General features: G+C 69.8%; 27 protein-coding genes. 13 read left to right on the forward strand and 14 right to left on the reverse strand.

What is annotated here, in order from left to right:
* The first annotated feature begins 2 nt into the window (after positions 1 to 2).
* Positions 3 to 1,466 carry an aminodeoxychorismate synthase component I gene (pabB, locus tag B9N97_RS29455; RefSeq protein ID WP_085091384.1) on the forward strand — a complete coding sequence of 488 codons (1,464 nt, stop codon included), beginning with the start codon at positions 3 to 5 and terminating at the stop codon, positions 1,464 to 1,466.
* An 11-nt stretch (positions 1,467 to 1,477) separates the two neighbouring features.
* On the opposite strand, the gene B9N97_RS29460 is transcribed toward pabB, so the two are convergent.
* Genes B9N97_RS29460 through B9N97_RS29470 form a run of 3 tightly spaced genes read right to left on the reverse strand, consistent with a single transcriptional unit; the run spans position 1,478 to position 3,990 of the window.
* Positions 1,478 to 1,960, reverse strand: coding sequence for a GreA/GreB family elongation factor (locus B9N97_RS29460; RefSeq protein WP_085091385.1), 483 nt, complete (start codon positions 1,958 to 1,960; stop codon positions 1,478 to 1,480).
* Between the two features lie 4 nt (positions 1,961 to 1,964).
* Positions 1,965 to 3,005, reverse strand: coding sequence for a hydantoinase/oxoprolinase family protein (locus B9N97_RS29465; RefSeq protein WP_085091386.1), 1,041 nt, complete (start codon positions 3,003 to 3,005; stop codon positions 1,965 to 1,967).
* The gene (locus tag B9N97_RS29470; RefSeq protein ID WP_085091387.1) at positions 2,998 to 3,990 is read right to left on the reverse strand and encodes an ATP-grasp domain-containing protein; all 993 of its coding nucleotides are present in this window, start codon (positions 3,988 to 3,990) and stop codon (positions 2,998 to 3,000) included. The genes B9N97_RS29465 and B9N97_RS29470 overlap by 8 nt, the downstream gene beginning before the upstream one ends.
* Between B9N97_RS29470 and B9N97_RS29475 the strand changes: the two genes are divergently transcribed.
* Complete coding sequence (locus tag B9N97_RS29475) at positions 3,989 to 4,717, forward strand: HisA/HisF-related TIM barrel protein (protein WP_085091388.1); 729 nt, start codon at positions 3,989 to 3,991, stop codon at positions 4,715 to 4,717. The genes B9N97_RS29470 and B9N97_RS29475 overlap by 2 nt on opposite strands.
* On the opposite strand, the gene fae is transcribed toward B9N97_RS29475, so the two are convergent.
* From fae to B9N97_RS29510, 7 genes are read right to left on the reverse strand one after another with little or no spacing between them, the layout of a single operon-like run.
* Positions 4,696 to 5,166, reverse strand: a complete 471-nt coding sequence (fae, locus tag B9N97_RS29480; protein ID WP_280174803.1) for a formaldehyde-activating enzyme — start codon at positions 5,164 to 5,166, stop codon at positions 4,696 to 4,698. The genes B9N97_RS29475 and fae overlap by 22 nt on opposite strands.
* Positions 5,079 to 6,167, reverse strand: a complete 1,089-nt coding sequence (locus tag B9N97_RS36555; protein ID WP_244560999.1) for a triphosphoribosyl-dephospho-CoA synthase — start codon at positions 6,165 to 6,167, stop codon at positions 5,079 to 5,081. Before B9N97_RS36555 ends, fae begins: the two co-directional genes overlap by 88 nt.
* Positions 6,164 to 7,075: an ATP-grasp domain-containing protein gene (locus tag B9N97_RS29490; RefSeq protein ID WP_085091390.1), complete on the reverse strand. Its 912-nt coding sequence runs from the start codon at positions 7,073 to 7,075 to the stop codon at positions 6,164 to 6,166. The genes B9N97_RS36555 and B9N97_RS29490 overlap by 4 nt, the downstream gene beginning before the upstream one ends.
* An 11-nt stretch (positions 7,076 to 7,086) precedes the next feature.
* Positions 7,087 to 8,052, reverse strand: a complete 966-nt coding sequence (mch, locus tag B9N97_RS29495; RefSeq protein WP_085091391.1) for a methenyltetrahydromethanopterin cyclohydrolase — start codon at positions 8,050 to 8,052, stop codon at positions 7,087 to 7,089.
* On the reverse strand, positions 8,027 to 9,205 hold the full coding sequence (locus B9N97_RS29500; RefSeq protein WP_085091392.1) for an ATP-grasp domain-containing protein: 1,179 nt from the start codon (positions 9,203 to 9,205) through the stop codon (positions 8,027 to 8,029). Before B9N97_RS29500 ends, mch begins: the two co-directional genes overlap by 26 nt.
* Positions 9,187 to 10,089, reverse strand: a complete 903-nt coding sequence (locus B9N97_RS29505; RefSeq protein ID WP_085091393.1) for an NAD(P)-dependent methylenetetrahydromethanopterin dehydrogenase — start codon at positions 10,087 to 10,089, stop codon at positions 9,187 to 9,189. The genes B9N97_RS29500 and B9N97_RS29505 overlap by 19 nt, the downstream gene beginning before the upstream one ends.
* Positions 10,090 to 10,139: 50 nt before the next feature.
* Positions 10,140 to 11,174, reverse strand: coding sequence for a beta-ribofuranosylaminobenzene 5'-phosphate synthase family protein (locus tag B9N97_RS29510; protein ID WP_085091394.1), 1,035 nt, complete (start codon positions 11,172 to 11,174; stop codon positions 10,140 to 10,142).
* 264 nt (positions 11,175 to 11,438) lie between these two features.
* Between B9N97_RS29510 and B9N97_RS29515 the strand changes: the two genes are divergently transcribed.
* From B9N97_RS29515 to B9N97_RS29565, 11 genes are all read left to right on the forward strand, one after another.
* Entirely contained in the window at positions 11,439 to 12,737 is a 1,299-nt protein-coding gene (locus tag B9N97_RS29515; protein ID WP_244561001.1) for a molybdopterin-binding domain-containing protein, read from the forward strand.
* Positions 12,730 to 14,418, forward strand: a complete 1,689-nt coding sequence (locus tag B9N97_RS29520; protein ID WP_085091396.1) for a formylmethanofuran dehydrogenase subunit A — start codon at positions 12,730 to 12,732, stop codon at positions 14,416 to 14,418. The genes B9N97_RS29515 and B9N97_RS29520 overlap by 8 nt, the downstream gene beginning before the upstream one ends.
* Entirely contained in the window at positions 14,409 to 15,314 is a 906-nt protein-coding gene (gene fhcD / locus B9N97_RS29525) for a formylmethanofuran--tetrahydromethanopterin N-formyltransferase (protein ID WP_085091397.1), read from the forward strand. Before B9N97_RS29520 ends, fhcD begins: the two co-directional genes overlap by 10 nt.
* Complete coding sequence (locus B9N97_RS29530; RefSeq protein ID WP_085091398.1) at positions 15,311 to 16,120, forward strand: formylmethanofuran dehydrogenase subunit C; 810 nt, start codon at positions 15,311 to 15,313, stop codon at positions 16,118 to 16,120. Before fhcD ends, B9N97_RS29530 begins: the two co-directional genes overlap by 4 nt.
* Before the next feature lie 345 nt (positions 16,121 to 16,465).
* Complete coding sequence (locus B9N97_RS29535) at positions 16,466 to 17,485, forward strand: GlxA family transcriptional regulator (protein WP_085091399.1); 1,020 nt, start codon at positions 16,466 to 16,468, stop codon at positions 17,483 to 17,485.
* Between the two features lie 191 nt (positions 17,486 to 17,676).
* Complete coding sequence (locus tag B9N97_RS29540) at positions 17,677 to 18,174, forward strand: dihydroneopterin aldolase (protein ID WP_085091400.1); 498 nt, start codon at positions 17,677 to 17,679, stop codon at positions 18,172 to 18,174.
* A gap of 4 nt (positions 18,175 to 18,178) precedes the next feature.
* On the forward strand, positions 18,179 to 18,895 hold the full coding sequence (locus B9N97_RS29545; protein ID WP_244561002.1) for an amino acid kinase family protein: 717 nt from the start codon (positions 18,179 to 18,181) through the stop codon (positions 18,893 to 18,895).
* Positions 18,892 to 19,461: a flavoprotein gene (locus tag B9N97_RS29550; protein ID WP_085091401.1), complete on the forward strand. Its 570-nt coding sequence runs from the start codon at positions 18,892 to 18,894 to the stop codon at positions 19,459 to 19,461. Before B9N97_RS29545 ends, B9N97_RS29550 begins: the two co-directional genes overlap by 4 nt.
* Entirely contained in the window at positions 19,437 to 20,855 is a 1,419-nt protein-coding gene (locus B9N97_RS29555; RefSeq protein WP_085091402.1) for a DUF6513 domain-containing protein, read from the forward strand. The genes B9N97_RS29550 and B9N97_RS29555 overlap by 25 nt, the downstream gene beginning before the upstream one ends.
* Complete coding sequence (locus B9N97_RS29560; RefSeq protein WP_085091403.1) at positions 20,852 to 21,445, forward strand: DUF447 domain-containing protein; 594 nt, start codon at positions 20,852 to 20,854, stop codon at positions 21,443 to 21,445. The genes B9N97_RS29555 and B9N97_RS29560 overlap by 4 nt, the downstream gene beginning before the upstream one ends.
* Positions 21,442 to 22,161, forward strand: coding sequence for a (5-formylfuran-3-yl)methyl phosphate synthase (locus B9N97_RS29565; RefSeq protein WP_085091404.1), 720 nt, complete (start codon positions 21,442 to 21,444; stop codon positions 22,159 to 22,161). The genes B9N97_RS29560 and B9N97_RS29565 overlap by 4 nt, the downstream gene beginning before the upstream one ends.
* Here the strand turns inward: B9N97_RS29565 and B9N97_RS29570 are convergent.
* From B9N97_RS29570 to B9N97_RS29585, 4 genes are read right to left on the reverse strand one after another with little or no spacing between them, the layout of a single operon-like run.
* Complete coding sequence (locus B9N97_RS29570; protein WP_085091405.1) at positions 22,109 to 22,417, reverse strand: DUF3325 domain-containing protein; 309 nt, start codon at positions 22,415 to 22,417, stop codon at positions 22,109 to 22,111. The two genes, B9N97_RS29565 and B9N97_RS29570, sit on opposite strands and share 53 nt — an antisense overlap.
* A complete protein-coding gene (locus tag B9N97_RS29575) occupies positions 22,410 to 23,984 on the reverse strand; it encodes a PepSY-associated TM helix domain-containing protein (RefSeq protein ID WP_085091406.1) in 1,575 nt (524 codons plus the stop codon). Before B9N97_RS29575 ends, B9N97_RS29570 begins: the two co-directional genes overlap by 8 nt.
* Positions 23,981 to 24,304 (reverse strand): iron uptake protein, encoded by a 324-nt coding sequence (locus tag B9N97_RS29580; protein WP_143266923.1) that lies wholly within the window; start codon positions 24,302 to 24,304, stop codon positions 23,981 to 23,983. Before B9N97_RS29580 ends, B9N97_RS29575 begins: the two co-directional genes overlap by 4 nt.
* Positions 24,301 to 26,523: a TonB-dependent siderophore receptor gene (locus tag B9N97_RS29585; protein WP_085091408.1), complete on the reverse strand. Its 2,223-nt coding sequence runs from the start codon at positions 26,521 to 26,523 to the stop codon at positions 24,301 to 24,303. Before B9N97_RS29585 ends, B9N97_RS29580 begins: the two co-directional genes overlap by 4 nt.
* Positions 26,524 to 26,537: the final 14 nt, after the last annotated feature.

A 26,537-nucleotide genomic window follows, 5' to 3' on the forward strand; every position in this document is an offset into this window, starting at 1 on the left:
GCATGCCGCAGGACGGCCTCGTCTTCGATAGTCCGGCCGGGGAGAGCACGGGCGACGGGAGTCCGCCGCTGATCCGCGAGATCCCCTACCGCGATCCGGTCGCCGCCTTCGCACCCTGGTCCGGCCAGCCCTTCGCCGCGCTGCTGCACAGCGCCGCGGAGGCCGGCGGCCGGGGCCGGTGGAGCATCGTCGCGGTGGAGCCCTTCCGCACCATCGAGGCACAGGACCGCTCTGTCACAGTGGACGGCCATGCGGTGGCCGGCGATCCCTTCACCGTGCTGGAAGAGCAGCTGGACGCCCACCGCCTGCCCGTTCCCCCCGACCTGCCCATTCCCTTCACCGGCGGCGCCGTAGGCTTCCTCGGCTACGAATTGGGACAAGTGCTGGAACGGCTGCCGGCGCGCCATGGCGACGACACCGGCCTGCCCGACATGGCCTTCGGGCTCTACGACACCGTCATCGTCTTCGATGAGCTGGAACGGCGCGGCTGGATCCTGTCCAGCGGCTTGCCCGAGAGCAGCCCGGTCCGGCGCCGCCTCCGCGCTGCCGACCGTCTGCAATCAGTTGCCGAGCGTTTGGAAGCGGCGCCCGCCGTCCTGCCGCCGCCCTTTGCTGCCTCCGCCTCCTGGCGGCCGGAGATCGCGCGGGACGACTATTGCCGGCGGGTGGAGCAGGTTCTTGAGTACATCCGCGCGGGCGACATCTTCCAGGCCAACTTCACCGGGCGCTTCCTGGCCGACCGGCCGGCCGGGCTGTCGGTGTTCGACCTGTACCGCCGCCTGCTGGCGCTCAGCCCCGCCCCCTTCGCCGCCTGCTTGGCGCTGCCCGGCGGGGCCGGTCTGGCCAGCGCCTCGCCCGAGCGATTCATCCGCCTCCACGCCGACGGCCGCATGGAAACCCGCCCGATCAAGGGGACCCGCCCGCGCGGCACCAATGCGGAGGAGGACGACGCCCTGGCCCTGGAGCTTGAGCACAGCGTCAAGGATCGGGCCGAAAACCTGATGATCACCGACCTGCTGCGCAACGATATCGGCCGCGTGGCGCGCATCGGCAGCGTCAAGGTGCCGGTCCTATGCGGGGTGGAGCGCTTCGCCTCCGTCCACCATCTGGTGTCGGTGATCGAGGGGCGGCTGAAGCCGGGCCTGGGTCCGGTCGATTTGCTGCGCGCCACCTTCCCAGGCGGCTCCATCACCGGCGCGCCCAAGATTCGCGCCATGGAGATCATCGACGAGCTGGAGGTCTCACGGCGCGGCGCCTATTGCGGGTCGGTCGCCTGGATCGGCTTCGACGGGGCCATGGACAGCAGCATCGTCATCCGCACCCTGACCGTCACGCCCAACCGCGTCATCGCCCAGGCCGGCGGCGGCATCGTCGCCGATTCCGATCCCGGCCGCGAGCATGACGAGATGATGGTAAAAATCCGCCCGCAACTGCGCGCGCTGGATGGCGGCCGGGAAGGCGGTTGAACCGGCAAGAATCAGGACGCCGACACCGAACGAAGGGTAAGCGACAGCGGGCCGTTCCGGCGTGGCCATTCCACCACGTCGCCGGCCCGTCCGCCCATCAGCGCCTCGCCCAGCGGGGATTGCCAGCTGATCCGGCCGGCGGCGGGATCGGCCTCCTCGCCGCCCACCAGCGTGAATGTCCATCGCCGTCCGGTCTCGTCCTCGGCGACGATGACGGAGCCGAAGCCGGCCTCATCCGCCGAGCCGGCCGGGCGCACCACCACGGCGGCGGCCAGACGGGCGCGCAGCAGGTCGGCGCGCCGCTTGGCGCTGCTCATCGCCTGCCGGTCCTCCGGCGCATCGGATCCGCGCAGTTGCGCAATCTCGGCATCGGCCGCGGCAAGCTCCTCCTGCCAGGCGGCGACGGTGGCGGCCGACACATGCAGGGGACCGGTGATCTGCGGCAGCGGCCCCTCGGTTTCGGCGTCGCTTTCCTTGACGAAGGCGCGGCTCATGTCGTCACCCTAGACCGAGCAACGCCATGGCGGCGGCGGGAGCGCAACTGGCGACCCAATCCTGAGCGGGGGCGCCCACCACATCGCAGAAATCCTGGTAGGGACGGCCCAGCCGGGCGGCCACTTCCTTCGCAACCGCACGCCCGACGCCGGCCCCGACCACGGGCGCGTCGACCGGCAGGGGCGGCGAGCCGGCCGACAGCACGCGGCAGGCACCATCGTGGATGCGGCGCAGCTGGCGTTCAGTCAGATCGGCGGCCATCGCCCGCCAGATCGCCGGATCGTAATCGCCGGCATCATGCCCGACCATGCGGGCCAGACGGCGCAGGCTGGCCTCAACCGTCTTCGCCCCGTTGTCGGCGGCGGGATGCTGGTCCGCGGCCTCGTCCAGCCGGCCCAGCACGCGGTAGAGGTCGGCACTGGTGGCGAAATACTCGGCCATCATCGGCAACCGCTCGCCAGCGACCAGCGCGGTGCGCTCCATCGCCATCACCGCCGTGCGGGTCAATCCGGTATAGAGCAGTTCCTCCACCGCCATCCGCTCGTGGTCGGTGACGCCGCGCGCCACCACCGCACCGTCGCGCACCGGCACGATGTCGGTGGTGGTGCTGCCCATGTCGATCAGCAGCGCCGTCGGCAGGAGCCGGGCGACCACCGCGGCGGTCGCCATCCAGTTGGCGGAGGCGACGTCCATCACCTGTCCGCGTGCCTCCGGCGGCGACAGCAGTCCGCGCCGGCCGGCATAGATTCGCAGCCGCCCCTGCGGCAGGGCAGCAGCCATCCGGTCGATCAGCGCGTGCACGCCCTGAGCGCGGTCGTCGAACAGATCGACCAGTTCGCCGGTCATCGTCGCCACATGGTCGGCGTTGGCCGGCAGGCGATCCAGCACCGTGGCGAGGGCCGCATCCAGCTCTCCCATCCCCTGCCAGAGCCGGCAAGGTACCTGCACCGCTTCGCGCAGCCGGCCATCCGCCGCCCAGGCGGCCTTCAGGTGGGCGCCGCCGATGTCCCAGCCGATTACGGTCGAACCACGGGTGTCAGACATGCGCCGCCTCCCGGCCCAAATCGGCCGACGTGGTGTTGAACAGAGCCAGGATTTCGCCCGCCGGATTCCAGCCCAGCACCCGCGACAGCCCGGAATAGCCGACGGACAGGCGCGGGTTCACCTCCACCACTACCGGGCCATTCAACTCCGGGTCGGCCGGCCGGTCGATGAGGTCGACGGCGACATAGCCGCGCAAGCCTGGAATCGCGGCGGCGATGGCGCGGGCCAGCGGCTCCCAGGCGGCACGGCGGTGCTCCATCGCCCCGACCTCGACGCCATGGAAGGAAAAGCTGTCGGTCCCGCGCTCCACCCTCTGCCGGTTACAGCCGAGCAGCCGCACCCCGCCGTCATCGTCGACCAGCATGGACAGGCTGCACGCCACGCCCTCGACCAGCGGCTGGACGATCCAGCGGCCGGTATGCGGCGGCCTCCAGGCGGCGATGTCGTTGACGATGAAGGTGTCGAGGCAACCGGCGCCATCGTCCGGCTTCACCACATGGCGGGCGGCGGGCGGCGGCGGGGCGCCGAAGGGCACGGTGGGAATGGCCGCGATGCCGTGCTCGACCAGCCGCGCCGCCGTCGCCGTCTTCGACGACGCAAGGGTGATGGCGTCGGGGGCACAAGCGACCACCGGCCGGCCGGTGCCGCGGAACAGAGCGGCGACGTGGCCCAGCAGCCCATCGCTTTCCGGCGCGATCGGCCAGACCACGTCGCACAGGGCGGCGGCATCGCGCCAGCGCGTTTCATGATCCTCGCCCGGCGCCACCGGACACAGGGCGACCCGGTCGGGCAGAAATGGGGGTGGGGCAAGGCGGTTGTCCCAGCACAGCGTGACGTGTATTCCATCCAGCGCGACCAGATCACCGACCAGGGCCGCGACCATCGCGTTGGCCTCATCCATCAGGTCGGTCGGAAGCGGCCCGTTGCACAGCGCGCCGCCGGTGACATACTCGCAGACCAGAACCCGACGAAGGCTGTTCTCCATGGACATCGTTCCCGTCATCGACCTGCTGGGCGAGCAGGTGGTTCATGCCAAGCGGGGGGAGCGCGACCGCTACCGCCCCATCGAAAGCGCGCTGACCGCAGGATCGGCACCACAGGATATCGTGGCCGCGCTGCTGACGCTGCAACCCTTCCGCGCCTGCTATGTCGCCGATCTCGACGCGATCAGGGGAAATGGCGACCATCGCTCCACCGTCGCGGCGCTGCAGACGCGCTGGCCGGAGGTGGCGTTCTGGGTCGATGCCGGGCTGGCGACGCCCGACGATTGCCGCCGCTGGCTCGACGCCGGAATCCGCCATCTGGTGATCGGCAGCGAAAGCCAGACGGACGGCGCGACGCTGGACGCGGCGCTGGCGCTGGCCGGAGAGGACCGGGTGGCGCTGTCGCTGGATGTCCGGCAGGGCGTGCCGCTTGGACCGGCTGTGCTGCACGAGGAACCGGCCCGCTGGCCCGCGCGGGTGATCGCGATGACGCTGGACCGGGTCGGGTCGAGCGAGGGACCGGATCTGGATCGCATCGCCATGCTGGCGGCCCGACGCCCGGGGGTTCGGGTATGGGGGGCCGGCGGTGTGCGCGACGCGGCGGATTTGGAGGCGCTGGCCACGCACGGCACCGATGCCGTGCTGGTGGCCAGCGCGCTTCACGACCGGCGCCTCGACGCCGGGACGCTTGCCCGCTTCGCGTCCGGTCAGTTGGCGGCGAACGGGTGAACCGCGGCGGCCATGCCGTCCAGCATCTCCTTGGCGGTCGGGCTGCCGGCGATGGCGCGCTTCAGCGCCAGCTTGGTGGCTTCGTGGTTGTAGTCCTGGATCTTGCGGTCGTCCTCCGCCTGCCAGTGGATGAAGACGCCGACGGAGATGAACAGGTCGTCGGCCTCGTCCGCCGGGATGGTGCCGTCCTCGACGCACTCGGCGACGGCCAGGGCGACGGCGCGCTGGGCCGGGCCGAACATCTGCACCGCCTGCTTGGCGTTCTTGATCGTCACCTTGTTGAACATGACCGTGGACGGCTTGACCATCAGGTTCGGCGCCAGCACGGCCAGCAGGCCGTTCACGCCTTCCTTCTGGTTGGTCAGGGTCTGGCAGAAGGCGGTCTCGGCGGCGCTGCCGCGCGGACCGATGATGAGATCGATGTGAGCGACTTCGTTGCCGTCGCCCACCAGAGCTTCGCCGACCATAACCTTGTCGATCTTAGGCATTGCGCATCCCCTACGCTGGTTGGTTTGATAAGGCTCCGCCGGTTGTCGTCCGGCGGCCACGGTCCGGCGGGCAGTTCGCCCGACAGCCGAAGCACGAACAGGCAGGCCACCGTCAGGTCGGCGGACGTGCCCGGATTGAGGCCGCGACGCTTCAGCGCGCGGTCGAAAGCAAGAAGCCGGCGGGCTGCTCCGGCCTGATGGCCCGAATGGCCGCCGAAGGCAGGATTGACGGCAAGGCGCCGTTCCAGCCGGAAGGCTTGGTCCCGCACCCGTTCCGCCACCGCCGCGCCATGCTTGCGGGCGATGTGGGTGTCGGGGTGCAGCGCCATGAATCCGAGATGGATGGCGCTCGCCGTCTCCGCCGCGCTGGCGCCGCGGCGCAGCGCCGACCGGCCGCGGGCCACGCCGAAGGTGAAGACGTCGGCAAAGGCGGTGGCGTATTGCCGCGCGATCAGGTCGCGGTCCGCGGCGGCAGCCATGGCGGCCCGCAGATCGACGCGGGGGGCTTCGGCGACGTCATGCTGCGGGGTCTCTCCCAACCCGGCGGGCAGCGCCAGACGGATCGCCGCGAAGGCATCGGCGGCGTCGGCGACGCTCAGCCTGTCGAGCACCCGCGCCAGCCTCATCCGCAGCGGCTCGCCCTTGTCACGGCACAGCGCGGCGGCGGCGAGCGGCGCCAGCAGCAGCACGATGCCGAGATTGGTGTTGCAGCCGGCGACTTCCCGCGTCGCCGTGACGGCGTGCAGGATCGCCTCCCCCACCCGGAGGCCCGGCGTGGCGAGGATCGGGGCGATGGCGGCGGCGCTGTCCAGGAACTGCGTCACGCTCATGCCATGGCCTTCGGCATGGATGTGGACGTTGCCGGGCTTCAGCGCCATCAACTCCAGCCGGCAGGCGGTGAACACCGCCTCCTCCACCAGGGCCCCGCAATCGTGACCCGGGGTCGGCAGCAGGGCGCTCATCCCGCCCTCCACGCCTGAGCCGGCACTTGCGGGGCCAGACGGGCCAGGACCAGATCGGCCAGCGCCTGCGCCACGTCCACCGGCGTCACCGCCTGGAGGCCGCGCCATGCCGGCATGCTGTTGACCTCCAGCACCAGGAAGCGGCCGTCGGGCGCGCGGATCACGTCCACCCCGGCATAGTCGGTGCCGACGGCGGCGGCGGCGGCCACCGCCAGATCGCCCAGCACGCCGCCCGGACTGGCCGGATGGCAGCGCGCGCCCTGCTTGACGTTGGTGATCCAGTGGACGCCCTGACGGACCATGGCGGCCAGCGGACGCCCGTCCACCACGAAGACGCGCCAGTCGAACCAGCCGCCATCCGCCGCGCCGACATACTCCTGCAGATGGTAGACGCCGGCGACCTCGTCCGGGTCCGGCAGAGCCATACCGGGATCGAGCCGCCGCAGCCCCTTGCCCTGTGACCCGAACAGCGGCTTCAGCACCGCGGCCCTGCCCTCGGCATGGAGGGCGGCCAGGATGGTGGACGCCTGGACGGGATCGGCGACGGTCCAGGTGCGCGGGGACGGCACGCGAGCGGCGGCCAGCCGGAAGGCGGTGGCGCTCTTGTCGACGCAGCGTTCGATGGCCGCCGGACTGTTGGCGACCGGCACGCCGCCATGGCTCAGCGCATGCAGCACGCCCAGCCGCAGCGTCACCTGTTCGAAACTGCCGGCGGAGATGGTGCGGACCAGACAGGCATCGGGCAGCGCGCCGTCGAAGCCTGCAATCACCGGCCCCTCCGGACCGAAGCCGCAGGCGCTGAGCGAAACCGGGATCGCCGTCGCGCCACGCCGGGCGAAGGCGGCGGTCAGCCGCCGGGTGTGCCAGTCGGCACCGTCCACGAAGATGGCGATGCGGGTCCGTCCCATCGTCCGGCCCCCTAGCCGCCGATGCCGAAGGAGCGGTCGAGCAGCGCCGGAGCCAGCGCCCCGGCGGTGAAGCTCCGTCCGCTTTCGAAAGCGGTGACGATCACGCGGGCCGGGCTGAACAGCATCGGGTCGATCTTGAAGAAGTCGAAGCCGCTGGCGGCGAACAGGTCGGCGAAGGGGCGGCCATAGTCGGCGGAGGCCGAACTGGGCAGGCGGGCGGCGAGGTCGGCCGCGTCATCGTCCGGCCCGTCGACCAGCAGATGGACGCTGCCGCCGAACAGGATGGCGTCGTTGGTCCGGCCCATCGCCTGGACGAAGTCGCGGCCCGGCGGCGGCAGCGGCGCGCAGCCGACGCCGTCGCGCACCCGGTCCAGCGGGAAATGCAGGGCGTGCAGCTTGTGCAGCCCCACCTCCAGCACGCGAGCGACGATCTGGACGATGCCGGCCGGGCTGCGGGTCGGCGTCAGGATCAGGGTCACGCGCTCCACCGGTACGCCGCAATCGCGGGCCACCTTCTCCACCACCGATGCCGGCGGCCGCTTGTCCGTCTCCAGCACCAGAACGGCGCGGTCGGCCATGTCGCGATAGCAAAGTTCGGCGAACAGCGGCTCCTTCACCGCCAGGGCGCGGCCGGGACCGGATCCCAGGGCCGAAAACTTCTCGCCCGACAGGCTCCAGCCGGCATATTGGCTGCCCAGACAGGCGAGCACCGGATCGGCGGCGGCCACCGTCACCTGCGCCGGCCAATGGGCGAAGGGCGAATCCATGGCGATGCGCACGGTGCCGGCGCCGCCCATGCAAATCTCGGCGATGCGGCGCCCGGCCTCCAGGCTGCCGGGCCGGTCGATGCCGGCATCGATCACGGTACAGCCGGCGGGATGCTGCTCCACGCCGATCCGCAGCATGGCGGCGTCCGCCACCAGCGCATGCACCATGGGGGCGGCAAGCCGGTTAACGCTGAAGGGAAGAGACGACATCGCCGGTGTTCTCCATATGACAGGTCCGCCGCGCGCAGTCGGCGACGATGCGTTCAATCCGGCGGGACAGGCGGCGCCGCGCCTCCTCCTCGTCCCCGCCCCAGGCGGTGACGCTGCACAGCGGCTGTCCGGCCTCAACGGTGCTGCCGGGGCGCGGCAGGTCGGCGCACCAGGGCGCCCAGGGGAAATCCGCCGGCATCGTCAGCGCCTCGGCTGCGTAGGCCACCGCACCGGCGATGACGCCCGGACGAGGGGACCCAGGGCTCCAGCTGCGTCCGGCCGCCGCGTCCAGATGGGCGCGCATCACCCCGCCCAGCCGGTGGCGTTCGAGCAGGTCGAGCGTGGCGCCCGGACGCGGGTTGACCTCCAGCACCGATACCGCTTCCCCGTCGACCAGCAGGTCCAGGCTGTTCAGCCCGACCAGCCCGAAGGCCACGGCGATGCGTCGCGCCGCCTCCGCCAGCCGGTCGGCCAGTGATTGCGGCACCGCTGCCGGCAGCATTGCCCCGCCGTACCGGAAGGGCGCTCCCGCCACCGGGTCGGCCCATTGCCGGCTGATCGCCACCAGTTCGCACCGGCCGGAACGGTCGGCGATGAAGGCGACTGAGATCGGTCGGCCCGCCGCCCGCCGTTGCAGGTAGTGACCACCCGGCAGCGGCCTCCCATCCCAGGGGACGATGTGCCAGCCTCCTGCCGCCCCGATGCGCTTGAGCAGCCAGTCCTCCGGTGCGGCAGGATGGCGGGCTTCAAAACGGGTTTCGGGATGCGAGACTCCCAACTCCCCCAGCCCAAGCGTCGCCAGCCGAGCGGCGAAACCGGTCGGGTCCTTGACCGCCCGCACCACCTCCGGCCCGTTGCCGAGCAGGAGGAAGGGACCGGCGTCCATTAGGGCGGCCAGCAACTCCGGCGCCTGCTCGAACCCCGACCCCACGACCAACCCACTGCCCGGCGGAGCCAGCGCCCGCGCGGCGGCGATCAGCGCCTGCCCGTCGAAGCCGGCCACGGGATCACCAGCCACGCGGCGGGCGGGCATCTGCAGGTCGGCGTCGCCGAACTGGTCCAGCGTCGCCGCCACGGCCCCGGTGCGCGCGACCGCCTGGGCGATGGCGCGGCCCGACAGGGCGGCGACCAGGATCAGGCCGCTTTCCGGCATTGGGCACGGGCCAGGGTGAAGGCGTCGTCGAAGGCCAGATTGACCGGCTTCTCCGCCTCGCGCATCGCCTTGAACAGGCCATGCTGGGTCTTGAACTTCACGTTGCCGATGGCGAGCGCGCCGATGCCGACCGCATCGGTCCCGTCGATCGGCACGCCGTCGCTGAAGGCGTCCACCCCCTCCACGCCGGCCGGCGGCACGGCATTGACGTCGGCCACCACCCGCACGGACGGGGCGGCGGCGATCTGCGCCCGGCTCAGCACCTGCACACCGGCGCGGGCGACCGCCAGCACCACGTCGGTCTCCTCCAGGATGGCGGCCTTGTGCGCGTCGGTAGACCCGTCCACCGCGCCCAGCGTCACGCCGAACCGCTCATGATAGGAGGACGCCCGCTCCGCGACCGACGCGGCGCCGTCATGGCCGACCAACCGCACCGCCGCGCCGGCACGCGCCGCCAGCACCGCCGCGATTCCGCCGACCGGCCCCTTGCCGCCGAACACCGCCACCCGCGCGCCGGCCAGATGCATCCCGGCTTTTTCAAGCTGGGCTTCGACCTTCGCGATCATCGCAGCGGCGGTGGTGTAGGCCCCGGACGGATCGGCGAAGACCGAGATTTCGAACGGCGGCACCATGGCGCCGCGCGCCGCCTCCAGCATGTCCAGCGCCTTCAGGATGTCGCGTCCGGCGATGAACAGGCCGGTCCGCTTGGCATCGCCCGGCGCACGGGAGAAGATCATGTCCTGGACAAGACCCGGGACTTCACCAGTCTCGACATTGGTGTAAGGCGCAATGATGCCGTAACCGGCATCGCAAGCCATGTTGATGTCGAATGGACTGACCGCCTTTACCGGAGTAATGGCGTGCAGGATATAGGGCTTTTCCATGAAACGAAGTCCTTGGTTCGCTTCATGGCACTGTCTTTCACCTCACAAGCTCACGCTGTCTTTTTTGCGACTGTTTCATATCCGGCAGCGACCGCGCTTCGTCCGGTGAATGTCTCGACCACCGCACCGCGATTCCGCCCGCGGCAGACAACGAAACGCAGATTGGCCTGCAGCCGCCAGCGCGCCCTCGCCCCCTCCGCGGCCCGTTCCGCCGATCCGGCATCGCCGAAGATCGCGAATCCGGTCGGCCCCCAGGAACTCTGCCCGACCCCGGTGGCGCCGACCGACGGCATCCAGCGCAGCACCTCGGCCACGTCCGGGCTGCTGAACCGACCGCCCTGCGCCGGAGCGAAATGGTCGCCGACCACGCTCTGCAGTTCCGTGACCGCAGCGCCGAACCGCACCGCATCCCCTTCCGCCAGCGCCGGCAGCCCGACCATCAGCGCCAGCCGGCACAGATAGGCCGCCTTGTCCGCCGGGAAGGGGGGCAGGTCGCGGAAGGCGACCGTCTCGGCCGTGCCGGACAGACCGCGGTTGGCATCGTCGAACACCAGCAGCATCCGCCACGCCTCCGGCAGGGCCATCCGGCTGATGACCGGCGGCGGCTCGTCCAGCGCGCCCTTGCCGCCGTCCAGGATGACGCCGCCCTGCTCGAAGGCGCCGACACCGATTCCCGACCGGGATCCCCGGTCCAGCAGGCTGGCGACGCGGCGCGGCGGCAGCGGCCGGCCGGTCAGTGCCGACAGGGCCGCCCCGACGGCCAGCGCCAGCTGGGTGCCCGACCCCAGTCCGGAATGGGAAGGGATCGTCCGGCCCAGCCGCAGGGAAAAGCGGTTCTCCACCCCCGACGCAGCGCACAGGCGGTCGAGATATCCCCGCGCCCGGCAGATGGGACGGTCGGCGGCATCGCCGGCCGGGTCGCCCCGGACCAGCGTCAATTCCGTTCCCAACCCGTCGAGCGTCAGCCCCAGGCTGCCGAAGCGCCGTCCCAGCCCGCCTTCCATGTCCAGAAACCCCAGATGCAGGCGGGCCGGCACCTCCACCCGCACCGCGTCGACCGTCGGTCGCTGTTCGCCGCAAATCATGGCCTACCTGTCGCAAAAGCCAAGGCGACCAGCCGCCTTTCAGACATAATAAAATCGATCACGATAAAATCAATGGAAACGGCGACGGAAAATCGCACAATCAAAGTAGATATGACATCAGCGTCCCTGTTCATCTCATTTCTTCATAAGAAATCGAGCGTGTTTTTACGCGCCAACATCTTTGCAGAACTCGTCGCAATCGACATCACGTGCGGGGTTTAGGACATGGACAACGAACTCGGCGGGACAGATCTTCCGCCACCGATGAGCGATGTCGTTTGCCCGTTCTGCGCAATGGCCTGTGACGACCTTACGGTTGCGCATGATCGGGTCGGCCAGTTGAGGGTAACCGACAACGGCTGCGCACGCGCTCGCACCCTGTTCGCCCTTCCGGCATTGCCGGCCCATTGCTTCATAAGGGGCCGAGCCGTTCCGCTCGACGCGGCGCTGGACGCGGCGGCGGCACTGTTGCGCAACGCCGCTTTTCCGGCCGTCGGCGGACTGGCCGCCGACACCGAAGGGGTTTCCGCGGCCCTGGCGCTGGCGGAACGGCTGGGTGCGGTGGTCGACCACGCCGCGTCCGAAAGCCTGTTCCACGGCTTGCGCGCCTTGCAGGTGACCGGTGCCATGACCGCCACCTTCGGTGAAGTGCGCAATCGCGCCGACCTGTTCGTGCTGTTCGGAACGGAGTTCGACCGCCACGCACCCCGGCTGTTCGATCGCATCATCCATCCGCCCAAGGCCCTGTTCCGCGATGCCGGCGCCGTGCGCGGCTTTCTCATCGGCCCCGGCGACGGCTTGGCGCCGGAGGGATTCGAACGGCTGACCGCCAACCTGATCCACGCACCCGCCATCGCCGCCGCGCTGTCGCAGCTGGTGGCCGGCGAAACCCCGCATGGCAACCGGGTGGGCGGCATCGCGATGGCGGATCTCGCCCGTGTCGCCACGGCGTTGCGCGAGGCGCGTTTCGGCGTCGTCGGCTGGGTCGCCGCCACGCTGGACCCGGCAGCCGGCGATGTCGCAGTCGAGGCCTTCAACCGGTTGGTCGTGACTGTCAACGCCGCCACCCGCTGCGCCGGCTTGTCCCTTGGCGGCAAGGGCAATGCCTTGGGCGCCAACTACGTGTGCGCTTGGCAATATGGCGTGCCGCTGCGCTCCCGCCTCGGCGCCGGCCCGCCGGAGCACGATCCGTTGCGCTACCGGCTGAAGAGCCTGCTGGCCGAGGACGGGATCGATGCGCTGCTCTGGCTTTCGGCGCTGAACGGGGCGGAGGTGCCGGACACCCGCACGCCGATGGTCGTGCTGGCCCGTCCCGGACAGCCGCTGCCCCACGACCCGGAGGTGCTGATCCCGGTCGCCGTCCCCGGCCTCGACCATGCCGGCAGCATCCACCGCGGCGACGGCGTCGCCGCCCTGCCGCTGCGCCGGCTGCGGTTTCACAAATTCTCCGGCAAATCGTCCGCCGCCACCCTGCCGACCGCCGCGGCGGTGCTGAACGCTCTGCTCGACCGGCTTCCCGCCACCCCTCTTCCCGTCCTGATCCGGGAGACAGCGCATGTCTGACGCCTATACCCTGCTGCGCGGCGGCCGCGTCTGCGACCCCACCGGGGCTACGGATGGCGGCGACTTGCGCGACCTGTATCTGAAGGATGGCCGCATCGCCGCGACGCCGCCGGAAGATGCCCGCATCGGGGAAGTGGTCGATCTGGACGGCCGCATCGTCATGGCCGGCGCCATCGACATCCACAGCCACATCGGCGGCGGCAAGGTCAACCTCGCCCGCCTGCTGTTGCCGGAGGAGCATCGCGAACACGGCAGCGCCCCGGACGGTCTGCGCCGGTCCGGCAGCGGCTTGTTCACCCCGTCCAGCTTCGTCACCGGCTACCGCTATGCCGAGATGGGCTACACGGCGGCGTTCGAGCCGGCGATGTTGCCGTCCAACGCCCGGCACACCCATCTGGAGCTGGCCGACGTCCCGATCATCGACAAGGGTTGCTACGCCGTCCTCGGCAACGACGACTTCCTGCTGGAGCGGCTGGCGGCCGGGGCGACGCAGTCGGAGGTCAACGACTATGTCGCCTGGATGCTGCACGCCACCCAGGCGGTCGGCGTCAAGGTGGTGAACCCCGGCGGCATCAGCGCCTTCAAATTCAACCAGCGCCGCCTGGATCTGGACGAGGCGCATCCCCATTACGGGATCACGCCGCGCCGCATCCTGACCACGCTGGCGACCGCGCTGTCCGACCTGAGGGTGCCGCATCCGCTGCACATCCACTGCAACAACCTGGGCATCCCCGGCAACGAATCGGTGACGCGCGACACCATCGCCGCGCTCGACGGGCTGCCGGCCCACCTGACCCATCTGCAATTCCACAGCTATGGGACGGAAGGCGACCGCCGCTTCTCCTCCGCCGCCGCCGAGATCGCGGAGTCGGTGAACCGCAACCCGAACATCTCGGTCGATGTCGGCCAGATCATCTTCGGCCAGACCATCACCGCGTCGGCCGATATCATGTCGCAGTTCCGCAACAGCGGCCTCGCCAGCCCGCGTAAGTGGGTGTGCACCGACATCGAATGCGACGGCGGCTGCGGGCTGGTGCCGTTCCGCTACCGCGACAAGGCGTTCGTCAACGCCCTGCAATGGGCGATCGGGCTGGAGCTGTTCCTGCTGATCGAGGATCCCTGGCGGGTCTATCTGACCACCGACCATCCGAACGGCGGCCCCTTCACCAGCTATCCCCACCTGATCCGGCTGCTGATGGACCGCAGCTTCCGCAACGAGCAGCTGGCGCGGATCAATCCCGACGTGGCGGCGCACAGCCGGCTCGGCTCCATCGACCGCGAATACACGCTGGAGGAGATCGCCATCATGACCCGCGCCGGTCCCGCCCGCGTGCTGGGCTTGCGCGACCGCGGCCATCTGCGTGCCGGCGCCGTCGCCGACGTGGTTGTGTACGATGATTTGCCCGACCGCGAGGCGATGTTCGCCGCCCCCGCGCTGGTGTTCAAGAACGGCCGGCTGGTGGCGCGGAACGGAGAGCTGACCGCCACCGGCTGGGGCGACACCATCGTCGTCCGGCCGGAGTTCGATCCCGCCATCGAAAGGCGGCTGAAGCCGTGGTTCGAGGATCACCAGACCGTGCGGCTCGGCAACTTCCGCATCGCCGATGGGGAGATCCTCGACCATGGCCGCGGCGGCCTGTCCATCGTTCCGACCCTGACGGCGTCCGACTCATGCTTCTGAACGGCATCCACATCGAGAACACCTATGCCGAAGCCTTCGACATGAAGGCGACCCGGCTGATCGTGACCGCCGACACGCTGGCCTGGGCGCGCCATGCCGGAATGGCGGCGACGGGCTTCGCCACCTCGGTCATCGCCTGCGGCTGCGAATCGGGGATCGAGCGGGAGCTGGCACCGGAGGAAACCCCGGACGGGCGCCCCGGCGTGTCCCTGCTGTTCTTCGCCACCGGGCGCAGCGTGCTGGGCAAGCAGGTGGAGACTCGCCTCGGCCAATGCATCCTGACCTGTCCCGGCACCGCCTGCTTCTCCGGCGTGCCGCGCGGCGCCAAGGAGGATCTCATCCCGATGGGCCGGAAGCTGCGCTATTTCGGCGACGGGCAGCAGATGTCGAAGTTGGTGGGCGGCCGGCGCTACTGGCGCATACCGGTGATGGACGGCGAGTTCCTGTGCGAGGAATCGAGCTGGAGCGTCCCGGCCGTCGGTGGCGGCAACCTGCTGATCCTTGCCGACGCCCGGATGGCGGCGTTGGAGGCGGCGGAAGCGGCGGCGGACGCCATGCGCGCCGTGCCCAACGTGGTGCTGCCTTTCCCCGGCGGCGTGGTGCGCTCCGGCTCCAAGGTGGGGGCGAAGTACAAGGGGATGCCGGCCTCCACCAACGACGCCTATTGCCCGACACTGCGCGGCCTGCCCCGCTCCCGCCTGCCGGCCGAGGTGGAATCGGTGCTGGAGATCGTCATCGATGGGCTGACCGCAGCCGATGTCGCGGCAGCGACCACCGCCGGGCTGAAATGCCTGATCGAGCGCGGTCGCGGCTCCGGCGTCTGGGGCGTCACCGCCGGCAATTACGGCGGCAAGCTGGGCCGTCACCACTTCCACCTTCACGAGCTGCTGCCATGAGCATGCTGAGCTTCCGCCTGAAAGGCCCGTTGACCGGCCGCGTCGACGCCTCTCCCCTGCTGCCGCACCGGCTGGCTGCGATGGACCTGACGGAGATCGCCGCCTTGCCGCTTCGGCTCGGCCGGGGCCGGATCGCGGTGGGCGACCTGTTCGACCTGTCCGGCAGCCCCGGCGACACCGTCGAATTGGAGGGCGACGAGCGGCTCGATTTCGTCGGGGCGGGACTGTCCGGCGGCACCATCCGCGTCGCCGGGCCGGTCGGCCACCGCGCCGGCACCGGCATGAGCGGCGGATCTCTGGTGGTGGAGGGATCGGCCGGGCTGGCGGCGGGTGCCGCCATGCGCGGCGGCGTGCTGACCATCGCCGGCGATGCCGGCAACGAGTTGGGCGGCGCGCTGCCCGGCGAACGGGCGGGGATGACGGGCGGACGGATCCTGGTCCGGGGCAGTTGCGGCGACCGTGTCGGGGAACGCATGCGGCGCGGACTGATCGCCGTCGGCGGCGATGCCGGCGCCTATGCCGCCCTGCACATGAACGCCGGCAGCCTGCTGATCGGCGGCAGGCCGGGTGCCGCCACGGGACACGGCATGCGGAACGGCACCGTCCTGTTCCGCGGCGAGATCGATGCGCTGCCGGGTTTCGCCGACTGCGGCCTCAACCAGCTGCCTTTCCTGTCGCTTCTCGACAATCATCTGTCGGAACTGGACTGGGTTCCCCCCAGTTGCCGGGGCCTGACCGGGCGGGCACGCCGCTGGCTGGGCGACCGTGGCTTCGGCGGACGCGGCGAGCTGCTGTCCTGCCTTTGAAAGCATCAGCCCAATGATCATCCGGCCTCAGCCGTTTGGGGAGTGGGGGACTACCCCGCCGGATGCTAATATCGCTCGCACACCCGGATGATTTGCACAAAAAACATTCCCGATCCGATCAACGTCGCGCTCCTTCAAGGATAATGTCCGCTTTGTTCAATGTCGCCGGGCCGCAACCTGCGTAGGCTGCTTGTCATAAAAACTTGATGGTGCGGAGAAGGACCATCCTCCCGCCCGTCCGAACGTGGCCGCCCAAGCAAACAAGGCCGCGGGAAAGCAGCGTGTTCGCCGACCATTCGCGACCCACGACATACGAACAGGCATGCGGAAGAGGGGCACGGGACAATGAAGTGCATTGAACAGCAGTCCGGCGGTTCCAAGGTCGACACGATCGGTTTTCTCCTGGTTCCCGATTTCTCCATGATCGCCTTCACCGCGGCGGTGGAGCCTCTCCGCCTTGCCAACCACATCAGCGGCAAGGAGCTGTATCGCTGGGTGCTGCTCTCCCCCACCGGCGGGGTCGAGCGGGCCAGCAACGGCATCCAGATCTGCGTCGACCACGCCATCGCCGACGCGCCTCAGCTGTTCACCGTGATGGTGTGCAGCGGCGTCGGAGGCCACTGGTACGAGGATCGGGCGGTGTTCTCGTGGATGCGGCGGTCGGCCGCCCAGGGGATCGCCTTCGGCGCCCTGTGCACGGCCAGCCACATCCTGGCCCGGGCCGGCCTGCTGAACGGCTACCGCTGCACCATCCATTGGGAGAACATGGCCGGCTTCGCCGAGACCTTCCCGGAGATCGAGGCGACGGGGGAGCTGTTCACCATCGACCGCAACCGCTTCACCTGCGCGGGCGGCACCGCCGCCACCGACATGATGCTGCACCTGATCGCCGCCCGCCATGGCGAGAAGCTGGCGATGGACATCGCCGAACAGCTTCTGCACACCAAGATCCGGGCCGGCAGCATCCGCCAGCAGGAAGAACTGCATGCCAATCCGGTGCTGGATCACGAAGACCTCAACGCCGCCGTGGCGGTGATGCAGGCCAACATCGAGGAACCGCTGGACCTGCTGACGCTCGCCGCGGAGTTGGGCCAGTCCCGCCGGAATCTGGAGCGGCTGTTCCGGAAATACATGAACTGCTCGCCGGCGAAATACTATCTCGGCCTCCGCATGAAGCGGGCGCGGCAGTTGCTGTGCCAGACCCGGATGTCGGTGATGGAGGTGTCGATCAGCTGCGGCTTCATTTCCGCCACCCATTTCAGCAAATGCTACCGCGATCACTTCGGTGTCGCCCCGCGCAGCGACCGCCAGAGCCAGCGGCACAGCCCGCTTGCCGCCGCGCACGAGTTCGCCGGCCTGAGTTGATGCCGCAGCGGGTGTCGGAATGCAGGTCGGGACCGGCTCGGGGCAAACAGGCGGGCGGCGGCGGGAATCGTCAATAAGCTGTCGCATTCGAACACATATCCTCCTGCGGCCGCCGATAAGGTACAAATCGGCCTGCCCGACACCAGATCCGCGTCAGGCCCCGCCGGACAACTGCCAGGAGGACGGCACCGATGCTCGAAACGATCCTTTCCGCCCAATGCGCGCGCGGCGCGGCCACGGCCGACGCGCAGCGGTCCTCCATCCCGGCCGGCCTTTACGAGCTGTTCCTGGAGAATGTCGTCCTGCCCTGCCGGATCGGCGTCTTCGATTACGAGCGCGGTGCGCCGCAGCGGGTGCGCATCGACCTTCTGCTGCAGGTGCGCCAGGACGGCGCCCAATTCTCCGACGACATCGGCGACGTGCTGTCCTATGATGATCTGCTGTCCGGGTTGAAGCGGATCCTGATGGACGAGCACACCAATCTGGTCGAGATGCTGGCGGAGAAGATCGCCCGCATGTGTCTGGCCCACGAACAGGTGCAGTCGGCCCGCGTGTCGGTGGCGAAACTGGACATTTACGACGGGGTCGCGGTTCCGGGCATCCGGCTGGAGCGGTCGCGTGACCAGATGCCGGGTTCGTCCCTGCCGGCGTCACACCGCCTGATGGTCATGGCCGACCGGCGGATCTGATCCGATGACGGCCAACGCATCGCCTTCGGACGGATCGCCGGCCGACAGATCGCCCGACGCCGCGGCGCGTCCCTGGGTGATCAAGATCGGCGGCAGCCTGTCGGACTGGCATCGGCTGGGAACCTGGCTGGACCTGATCGACCGCCCCGGCCATCTCCACCCTCTTGTCATCGTTCCGGGCGGCGGCCCCTTCGCCGATGCCGTGCGCGACGCCCAGGACAATTGGCGCTTCGACGACCGCCTCGCCCATCGCATGGCCCTGCTGGCGATGGAGCAGTTCGGGCTGATGCTGCACGGAATCTGCCCGGGGCTGCAGACGGCGGCGACGCGCGAGCGGTTGCGGTCGCTGATCCGGGCACGGATGCCGGCGGTGTGGCTGCCGTCTGCCATGGCGCTCGACCAACCGGAGATCGCCGAAAGCTGGGATGTCACCTCCGACAGCCTCGCGGCATGGCTGGCGGTGGAACTGGACGCGGCGGCACTGGTGCTGGTCAAGTCAGGGCCCTGCCCCTGCGCGGCGACCGATGCGGCGGCACTGGCCCGAGACGGACTTGTCGACGCGGCCTTCCCGCACTGGCGCGCGCGCTTCGCCGGCGAGAGTTGGTGCATCCATCGCGACAACCATATCCTGATGGAGGAGGCGCTTGCCGGCCGTGCGACGCCCGGCTGCCCCCTGCTGCGCAGCCCGGAGGCGGAGCTTCTGCCGGGCGTGCGGGCATGAACGAGATGTCGACCCCACCCGCGTCTCCTAGGCTGGCCTGGGCGCTGACCGGATCCGGCCACTACATCAAGGAGACGCTCGACCTGATGGCACGGCTGGCGCCGCTCGACGTCTTCCTCAGCAGGGCGGCGGAGGAGGTCATGCGCATGTATCGCCGCCGCGACGGCAATTTTCCGCCGGGCACCCGCCTGTTCCGGGACCGTGCCGCCAGCGCGCCGCAGATCGGGCGGTTCTATTTCGGCGAATACCACACGCTGGTGGTGGGACCGGCCACCTCGAACACGGTCGCCAAATGCGTGCAGGGAATCTCCGACACGCTTCCGACCAACGCCTTCGCCCAGGCCGGCAAATGCCGGGTGCCTTGCATCGTCTTCGCCTGCGACACCGCGCCGGAAATGATGACGGAGGCGCCGCACGGCATGGTGCCGGTCTATCCACGGCGCATCGACCTGGAAAATGTCGACCGGCTGCGCGGGTTCGAGGCGACCACCGTCGTCGAAACCGTTCCCGAACTCGAAGCGGCGCTGAAAGCGCGTCTTGAATGTCTGACCACATCGTCTTCGTGACCGGAAAGCTGGCGGAGCCGCGCCTGCGGGCGGTGCTCGACGGGATGGCCCCCGCCTCTTTCGGCTTCGACGTGATGCAGATCGGCGTCAGCGTCGCAGCCCTGATGACGGAGGAACTGATCCGGCGACGCCTTCCGCAGCCGCCGCCCGGTGCGCGGGTGATCCTGCCCGGCCGGACCCGCTGCGATCTGGCGGCATTGTCGGGGCATTTCGGCGTCACCTTCGAACGCGGGCCGGAGGAATTGCGCGACATTCCCGCCTATCTCGGCGGGAAGGCGGCGCGGACCGATTTGTCCCGCCACGCGGTGACGATCTTCGCCGAGATCATCGACGCACCCCACCGCTCCATCGACAATCTGCTGGAAACCGCCGCAAGGCTGCGCCGCGACGGCGCCGATGTCATCGACCTCGGCTGCCACCCCGGTGAACGGTTCGACGGGCTGGAGAACGCGGTCGCCGCCCTGGTCGCCGCCGGCCACACCGTCAGCGTCGACAGTGCCGACCCCAAGGAGCTGCTGCGCGGCGCGGCGGCCGGCGCCTCCTATATGTTGAGCCTCAGCGAGGACACGCTGTGGGTGCTGGACCGGACGGCGGCGACGCCGATCCTGATTCCGGGTAAGGCGCGCGACCTGGACTCGCTGTGCCGTGCCGTCGACCGGCTGCGGGCCGCCGACCGGCGTTTCCTCGCCGATCCGGTGCTGGACCCCATCCATTACGGCTTCACGGAGTCGGTGGTGCGCTATCACGATCTGCGCCGGCGCTATCCCGACATCGAGATGCTGATGGGGATCGGCAACCTGACCGAACTGACCGACGCCGACACCACCGGCACCACCGCCCTGCTGATGGGCACGGTGTCGGAACTGTCGATCGGTGCCGTCCTCACGCTTCAGGTCAGCCCGCACGCCCGCACCGCGGTGCGCGAGGCCGACCGGGCGCGACGGATCATGCATGCCGCCTCGGCAAGCGGCAGCCTTCCGAAGGGCATCGACGATGGGCTGATGGCCCTGCGTGACCGCCGCCCCTTCGCCGGCACTCCGGCCGAGATCGCCGAGACCGCCCGCAGCATCCGCGACCCCTCCTTCCGGGTCGAGGTGGCGGAGGACGGCGTCCACGTCTACAACCGCGACGGCCACCATGTGGCGACCGACCCCTATCACCTCTATCCGCTGCTCGGGCTGGCGGAGGATGGCGGTCATGCCTTCTACATGGGGGTGGAACTGCAGAAGGCCTTCCTCGCCTGGCAGCTCGGCAAGCGCTATGTCCAGGACGAGGACCTCTCCTGGGGCTGCGCCGTCGAGACTGCGGCCGATCCGGACAGCGACGCCCATGGCTTCAAGACGGCGGGCACGACCCTGCAGGAGCGCCGCCGGGCCTGTGGAAAGGCATCATGATCCTCGAAACCATCGTTACCACGCTGGGCGCCGACGGCACCCCGCACATCGCCCCCTTCGGCGTGACCCGCGAGGGGGAGGATCTGGTGATCGCCCCCTTCCGCCCCTCCGTCACGCTCGCCGCGCTGGAGGCCACCGGCCGGGCCGTGGTCAACCTCACCGACGACGCGCGGCTGTTCGCCGGCTGTCTGACCGGACGGCGGGACTGGCCGCTGGTTCCGGCAACGGCCATCGCCGGCGTGCGTCTGGCCGACAGCCTCGCCCACTGGGAGGTGGAGGTGGTCCGGATAGAGGACGACCCGGTGCGCCCACGCTTCCATTGCCGGAGTGTCCATGAAGAGGCGCATCGCCCGTTCGCCGGCCACAACCGCGCCGCCGCGGCGGTGATCGAAGCGGCGATCCTGTGCAGCCGCCTGCACATGCTGCCGTGGGAAAAGGTGGAGCGTGAAATGGCCTACCTCACCATCGCCGTGGAGAAGACCGCCGGGCCACGGGAGCGGGAAGCCTGGGGCTGGCTGTCCGACCGCGTGGCCGCCTTCCGCGCCGAAATGCGCTCTCCCGACGGGACAAAGCCGCAGGTGCTCTCATGATCCGCATGCTCGCCAGCGTGACCAATCCCGAGGAAGCCGAGATCGCGGTGAGGGCCGGCGCCGACCTGATCGACCTGAAGAACCCGAGGGAGGGCGCGCTGGGCGCCTTGCCGGCCGGCACGATCCGCGCCTGCCTCGCGGCCGTTGCCGGACGGCGGCCGGTCAGCGCCACCATCGGCGACCTGCCGATGGAACCCGACGGCGTGGCGACCGCCGTCGCCGGCACGGCGGCCACCGGCGTGGACATCGTCAAGATGGGGATCGGCGCCGGAGGCGATCCGCAAGCCTGCATCGCCGCGGCGGCGAATATGCGAAGCACCGCGGCGCTGGTCGGCGTCATCCTGGCCGACATGACGGAGCCCACCCCGGATTTGGTCGCCGCCATGGCCGATGCCGGCTTCATCGGCGTGATGCTGGACACCGGAATGAAGGATGGGCGCACGCTCCGCGATCATCTGTCGTCCGACGCGCTGACGGACTTCATCGGACAGGCGCGCGATGCCGGACTGTGGGCGGGGCTGGCGGGGTCCCTGAGGCTTGCCGACATCGCCCCGCTGGCGATGCTGCGTCCGTCGATCCTCGGTTTCCGGGGCGCCCTTTGCCGGGGCGGCGCACGAGGCGACGTGATCGACCCGGACAGGGTTGCCGACGTCGTCCGAAGCGTCACCGCGTCCGGCCGCGCGCCGGCCGACACCGCCATGTCACTGTGGCGCTGACGGCGAGCGCACCCGCGGTCAGCGCCAGCACCCAGAGCAGGATGCCGAAGCCGGCGCCGTCCCGGTGCACCGCGGCGGACAGGGCCGCCGTCAGGCTCAGCGCCGCGGCACAGCGCAGGCGGAGGACCGTCCGCCTGGGCGGGGGCCGGCGGGAATCGACCAGATCGCGCCAGTGCCGCTCCACCGTCAGGGCGAGCGCCGCGAATGCGATATAGCAGAGGCCGAAAATCGCGGGGAAGGACAGCACATCAGGCATGGTCGGTCAGCCTCGACAGGGTGGACGCCTCGGGCCGCATACGCCGGGCCAGACGCCTGGAAACGCTCCATGCGCCGGCCGCCGTCAGCGCCAGCACGGCGTCGACGCCGACCACCGCCCAGTCGCCGGCCGCTGCCGCCCGGACGGGATGCTCCCCGGTGGTAATCCAGTTCAACAGCACGCACGCCGCGGCCAGCAGGGCGACGGCGGCGCATTGGCTGCTCCAGGGCGGATCCAGGCGGGTGCGGAGCGCGGCGTGAACGGCGCTGGCGATCCAGGTCAGGAAGAAGACGCCGACCTCCACCAGTTCGCGTGACGGCACTCCGGAGGGGAGCAGGCGGTTGGCCGCCATCATCGCCAGCGTGGCGATCAGCAGCCCGGTGGTGGTGCCGCAGGTCAGGGCGGCGACGCTGCGCCAGCCCACGCCCGGCCGGCCATGGACGACGCGACGCTTCTCCATCCAGTGCAGCATGCCGGTGCCGATCAGCACGCAGCCGGTCAAGCCGAACAGGAAATAGAGCCAGCGCAGCGGCCAATGCTCGAAGGCGGCGAAATGCAGCCCCGACATCACCCGGTGCGCCGCCACCATCGGTCCCGGCGGCTGGTACTTCAGCAGCGCACCGGTCACGCCGTCGAAGAAGACCGGCTGGACGTCCAGGCTGATGCGGTCGCCGGTGTCGCGGTTGATGCGGACCACCGATGCGGCATCGCCCGCATTGTAGACGAAGATCACCGCGGCCTCGCCGCTGCCCCACAGGCGTCTGGCCTCAGCCACCATCGGGTCGAGCGGTGCCGCCGCAGCCGGGATGCCGGCGCGCGGCCGGCTGTAGTTGCCGAGCGCGTCGTCGTAGAAGCGCTGGATGTCTCCGCCATAGAGCGCCTGGACGCCCGCCGGCAGCACGATCGGCAGGATGATGACGATCCCGGTGAAGGTGATCATCAGATGGAAGGGCAGCACCAGCACCCCGGTCAGGTTGTGCAGGTCGAGCAGCGAACGGCGAAGCTGGCCCCAGTTGCGGAAGGTGAAGAAGTCCTTGAAAATCCGTGCGTGGATGATGACTCCGGAGATCAGCCCGGCCAGCATCGCCACCGATGCGAAGGACACGATCCAGTAGCCGACGAAGCCGGCCCGCAGGTGCAGGCTGTAGTGGAGCGGATAGAAGAAGGAACTGGCGCCCAGCGTTCCCACCGGCGGCAACAGCGCGCCGTCGGCGGTGGCCATGCCGCCGGCAGTGCCACTTTCCGTGCGCACCCGCAGGGCCATCACCGGGCGCCGCTCGTCCGGCAGCTGCACAAACCAGTCACGGACAACCCGTCCGGCGGCAAGCCGCTCCACCAGCGGCACCACGGTCCGGTCGAGGGAAATCGCCGCCTCCGGCGTCTCCACCGCGCCGATCCGGGTGTCCGGCATCATCCAGCGGTCGATCTCGGAGGCGAAGACCGCCAGCGAGCCCATGAAGAAGACCAGCATCAGCAGCCCGCCGAGCGTCACCCCCGCCCAGGTGTGCGGCCACAGCATCGCGGCACGCAGCGCCGGGCTGATCAGCTTGCGCTTTCCCGCCGTCATGGCGCCGTGATCCCGACAAGACGCGACGCGGCGATCATCACGACCGCACCGCCGCCCAGCACCGCCCAGCCGACGCCGGCCCGCGGCACCGCGAAGGCCCACAGCGACAGCGCCGGCAGGACCAGGAGAGCCAGCAGGCTGGCCGCGGTCACTGCCTCGGCCGGGGCCATTCCGGCCAACGTCCCGAGTTCCGCCCCGAAGGCGGCGATGCCCCAGGCGAAGCCATAGGCGCCGAAGACCGCCGCCGTCACCCGCGCGGCGGTGCGGAGGCGCGATGGCGCGCGCCTCCCGGCGATGGGGTTTCCGGCACCCGCCGTCACAGCTTCGCCCGCAGGGTCAGCAGCACGGTGCGCGGCTCGCCGTAGATGTTGCCGGACTGCGGCGTGCCGACGCGCTGGTAATAGGTGCGGTCGAACAGGTTCTTGACGTTGACCGCCGCCGTGACCTTCTCCGTCACGTCGTAGGCAACGCGGGCGTCCACCGTCGCATAACCTCCCTGGGTCAGGCGGGCGCCGCCGAGCGACGGGAACTCGTTGTACATGGAGCTTTGGGCGTTGACGCCGCCGCCGACGCTCAGCCGGTCGTCGATGCTCTCCGGCAGGCGGTAGTTGGTCCACAGCTTCACCTGATGCATCGGCGCGATGGCGGTGAAGGCGCTCGCGGCATTGGCGCTGCTGTCCAGGCTCTTGGCGCGGGTGAAGGTGTAGCCGGCATAGACGTCCCAGCCCGGCAGGATCTCGCCGGAGACATCCAGTTCGAAGCCGCGGCTCTGCGCCTTGCCGCCGGAGACGTAGATCGACTGGTTGGGGAAGCGCGGGTCGGACTGTGGCCGGTTCTCCTCCTCGATGTGGAAGACGGAGGCGGTGGCGTGCAGCCGGCCCCCGAAGTAATCGGCCTTGATGCCGGCCTCATACTGCCGCCCCTTCAACGGCTCCAGCACCTTGCCGGACGCATCGACGTAGGATTGCGGCTCGTACACCTGCGAGACGCTGGTGTAGAGGGCGTAGGTGGAGTTGAGGTCGTAGACGAGGCCGGCATAGGGTGTGACCTTGCCGCGGACGGACGCGCTGCTTTCCGGGGTGCCGGCCAGGGCGTCGGCATCGACCTTGGTCTGCCACCAGTTCATCCGCCCGCCGACGATCAGCTTCAGCGGCTCTGCCAGCTTCAGGCGCAGGACGCCGTAGGTTCCCCAGCTGTCGGTGGTAGTCTTGGTGTCCCTCTGCCAGTCCCGCCAAGCCGGCTCGGCCGCCGAGGCGTCGGGCGAGAAGATGTTCTGCGTCACCGACCAGCTGCCGACCGGATTGGCCGCGCGGTGGCGGAAGGTCGTCCGCTCGTAATTGGCGCCGACAGCCGCCTCGTGGGTCAGGCCGAACAGCCCGAAGCTGCCGGTGGTCGACAGGTCGGCGCCCATTTGCTCTTGATCGTAGCGCAGCTTTTGGGCGAACAGCGTCGTCCGGTTCACCCCCGGCGTGACCGGCGCGAAGGCATACGCCATCTTCCGGTCCATCTGGTTGTCGATGTAATGGGTCGCCAGCTTCACCGCCCAGCCATTGTCGAAGCGGTGCTCCAGATCGGCGAAGCCGCCCTTGGTGGTGAAGACGTCCTCGTTCCACTTTTCGCCCAGCGAGGTCGAGCGGTCGACGTCGAGCAGGCGCAGCTGCGGCCGTCCACCCACCACCGACGCATAGGCCGGCAGGTTCCAGGCCCCCTGGTAGCTCATGCGCTGGTACCAGGCACCGGCCGTCAGGGTGGTGTCGGGCGTCAGGTCGGCGGCGATGCTGCCATAGGCGAGGCCTCGGCGCTGCTCCGTCCAGTCCTGGAAGGCGTTGCGGTCCTGATAGGCGCCGACGAAGCGCCCGCGCAGGCTGCCGGACTCGTTCAGCGGACCGGTGATGTCCCCCTCGCCGCGATAGTTGGCGTAGGAGCCGGCGGTCAGCTCGCCATAGCCTTCCAGCGTCTTCTTCGGCGTCTTGCGGACCAGATTGACGGCACCGCCCGGCCCGCCCATGCCGTTCAGCAGGCCGGCCGGCCCCTTCAGCACCTCGACCCGCTCATACATCGCCAGATCGGGCGAGGCGAAGATGCGGTCGTCCAGCGTCGTCGGCACGCCGTCGAATTGCAGGTTGGTGATCTCGAAGCCGCGCGAATAGAAGTTCAGCCGGTTGCCGTCGATCGGCTCCACCGTGACGCCGGGCGTCTGCCGCATGGCGTCTTCGAGCGTGATGAGCTTCTGTTCCTCGATGCGCTCGCGCGGCACCGTGGTGACGGTCTGCGGCACCTCGCGTGGCGCCGACGGCAGCTTGGAGCCGACGGTGGTCGGCGGGTTGGCGTCGCGCTGGCGGTCGGCGCTGACGTCGATCGTCGGCAACGTCATCGTCTCCGACGAGGCATTGCCGGTATTTTGCGCCCCATTCTGAACCGCATTCTGGGCCAGTGCGACGGCCGGCAGCAGCAGGGCTGCCGCCGCGACCGACCCCAGCAGGCGGACGCGCCCCCTGTCATTTCCCCAACGGCGTCCGGGCTGCCCGATGGTCTTCATTCCGAAAGTCCCCC

The organism is Azospirillum oryzae (assembly GCF_900177515.1).
Lineage (GTDB): Bacteria > Pseudomonadota > Alphaproteobacteria > Azospirillales > Azospirillaceae > Azospirillum > Azospirillum oryzae_A.

Excerpts from the sequence above, each read along its gene's own strand:
- B9N97_RS29515 (WP_244561001.1), top strand. The coding sequence starts at position 11,439 with ATGAGCGATGTCGTTTGCCCGTTCTGCGCAATGGCCTGTGACGACCTT.
- B9N97_RS29490 (WP_085091390.1), bottom strand. The coding sequence starts at position 7,075 with ATGGGACGGACCCGCATCGCCATCTTCGTGGACGGTGCCGACTGGCAC.
- B9N97_RS29530 (WP_085091398.1), top strand. The coding sequence starts at position 15,311 with ATGAGCATGCTGAGCTTCCGCCTGAAAGGCCCGTTGACCGGCCGCGTC.
- fhcD (WP_085091397.1), top strand. The coding sequence starts at position 14,409 with ATGCTTCTGAACGGCATCCACATCGAGAACACCTATGCCGAAGCCTTC.
- pabB (WP_085091384.1), top strand. The coding sequence starts at position 3 with ATGCCGCAGGACGGCCTCGTCTTCGATAGTCCGGCCGGGGAGAGCACG.
- B9N97_RS29510 (WP_085091394.1), bottom strand. The coding sequence starts at position 11,174 with ATGATTTGCGGCGAACAGCGACCGACGGTCGACGCGGTGCGGGTGGAG.
- B9N97_RS29570 (WP_085091405.1), bottom strand. The coding sequence starts at position 22,417 with ATGCCTGATGTGCTGTCCTTCCCCGCGATTTTCGGCCTCTGCTATATC.
- B9N97_RS29500 (WP_085091392.1), bottom strand. The coding sequence starts at position 9,205 with ATGCCGGAAAGCGGCCTGATCCTGGTCGCCGCCCTGTCGGGCCGCGCC.
- B9N97_RS29460 (WP_085091385.1), bottom strand. The coding sequence starts at position 1,960 with ATGAGCCGCGCCTTCGTCAAGGAAAGCGACGCCGAAACCGAGGGGCCG.
- B9N97_RS29555 (WP_085091402.1), top strand. The coding sequence starts at position 19,437 with ATGTCTGACCACATCGTCTTCGTGACCGGAAAGCTGGCGGAGCCGCGC.
- B9N97_RS29505 (WP_085091393.1), bottom strand. The coding sequence starts at position 10,089 with ATGGAAAAGCCCTATATCCTGCACGCCATTACTCCGGTAAAGGCGGTC.
- B9N97_RS29540 (WP_085091400.1), top strand. The coding sequence starts at position 17,677 with ATGCTCGAAACGATCCTTTCCGCCCAATGCGCGCGCGGCGCGGCCACG.
- B9N97_RS29560 (WP_085091403.1), top strand. The coding sequence starts at position 20,852 with ATGATCCTCGAAACCATCGTTACCACGCTGGGCGCCGACGGCACCCCG.
- B9N97_RS29585 (WP_085091408.1), bottom strand. The coding sequence starts at position 26,523 with ATGAAGACCATCGGGCAGCCCGGACGCCGTTGGGGAAATGACAGGGGG.
- B9N97_RS29550 (WP_085091401.1), top strand. The coding sequence starts at position 18,892 with ATGAACGAGATGTCGACCCCACCCGCGTCTCCTAGGCTGGCCTGGGCG.
- B9N97_RS29565 (WP_085091404.1), top strand. The coding sequence starts at position 21,442 with ATGATCCGCATGCTCGCCAGCGTGACCAATCCCGAGGAAGCCGAGATC.
- B9N97_RS29475 (WP_085091388.1), top strand. The coding sequence starts at position 3,989 with ATGGACATCGTTCCCGTCATCGACCTGCTGGGCGAGCAGGTGGTTCAT.
- B9N97_RS36555 (WP_244560999.1), bottom strand. The coding sequence starts at position 6,167 with ATGAGCGCCCTGCTGCCGACCCCGGGTCACGATTGCGGGGCCCTGGTG.
- B9N97_RS29470 (WP_085091387.1), bottom strand. The coding sequence starts at position 3,990 with ATGGAGAACAGCCTTCGTCGGGTTCTGGTCTGCGAGTATGTCACCGGC.
- B9N97_RS29520 (WP_085091396.1), top strand. The coding sequence starts at position 12,730 with ATGTCTGACGCCTATACCCTGCTGCGCGGCGGCCGCGTCTGCGACCCC.
- B9N97_RS29575 (WP_085091406.1), bottom strand. The coding sequence starts at position 23,984 with ATGACGGCGGGAAAGCGCAAGCTGATCAGCCCGGCGCTGCGTGCCGCG.
- mch (WP_085091391.1), bottom strand. The coding sequence starts at position 8,052 with ATGTCGTCTCTTCCCTTCAGCGTTAACCGGCTTGCCGCCCCCATGGTG.
- B9N97_RS29465 (WP_085091386.1), bottom strand. The coding sequence starts at position 3,005 with ATGTCTGACACCCGTGGTTCGACCGTAATCGGCTGGGACATCGGCGGC.
- B9N97_RS29545 (WP_244561002.1), top strand. The coding sequence starts at position 18,179 with ATGACGGCCAACGCATCGCCTTCGGACGGATCGCCGGCCGACAGATCG.
- B9N97_RS29535 (WP_085091399.1), top strand. The coding sequence starts at position 16,466 with ATGAAGTGCATTGAACAGCAGTCCGGCGGTTCCAAGGTCGACACGATC.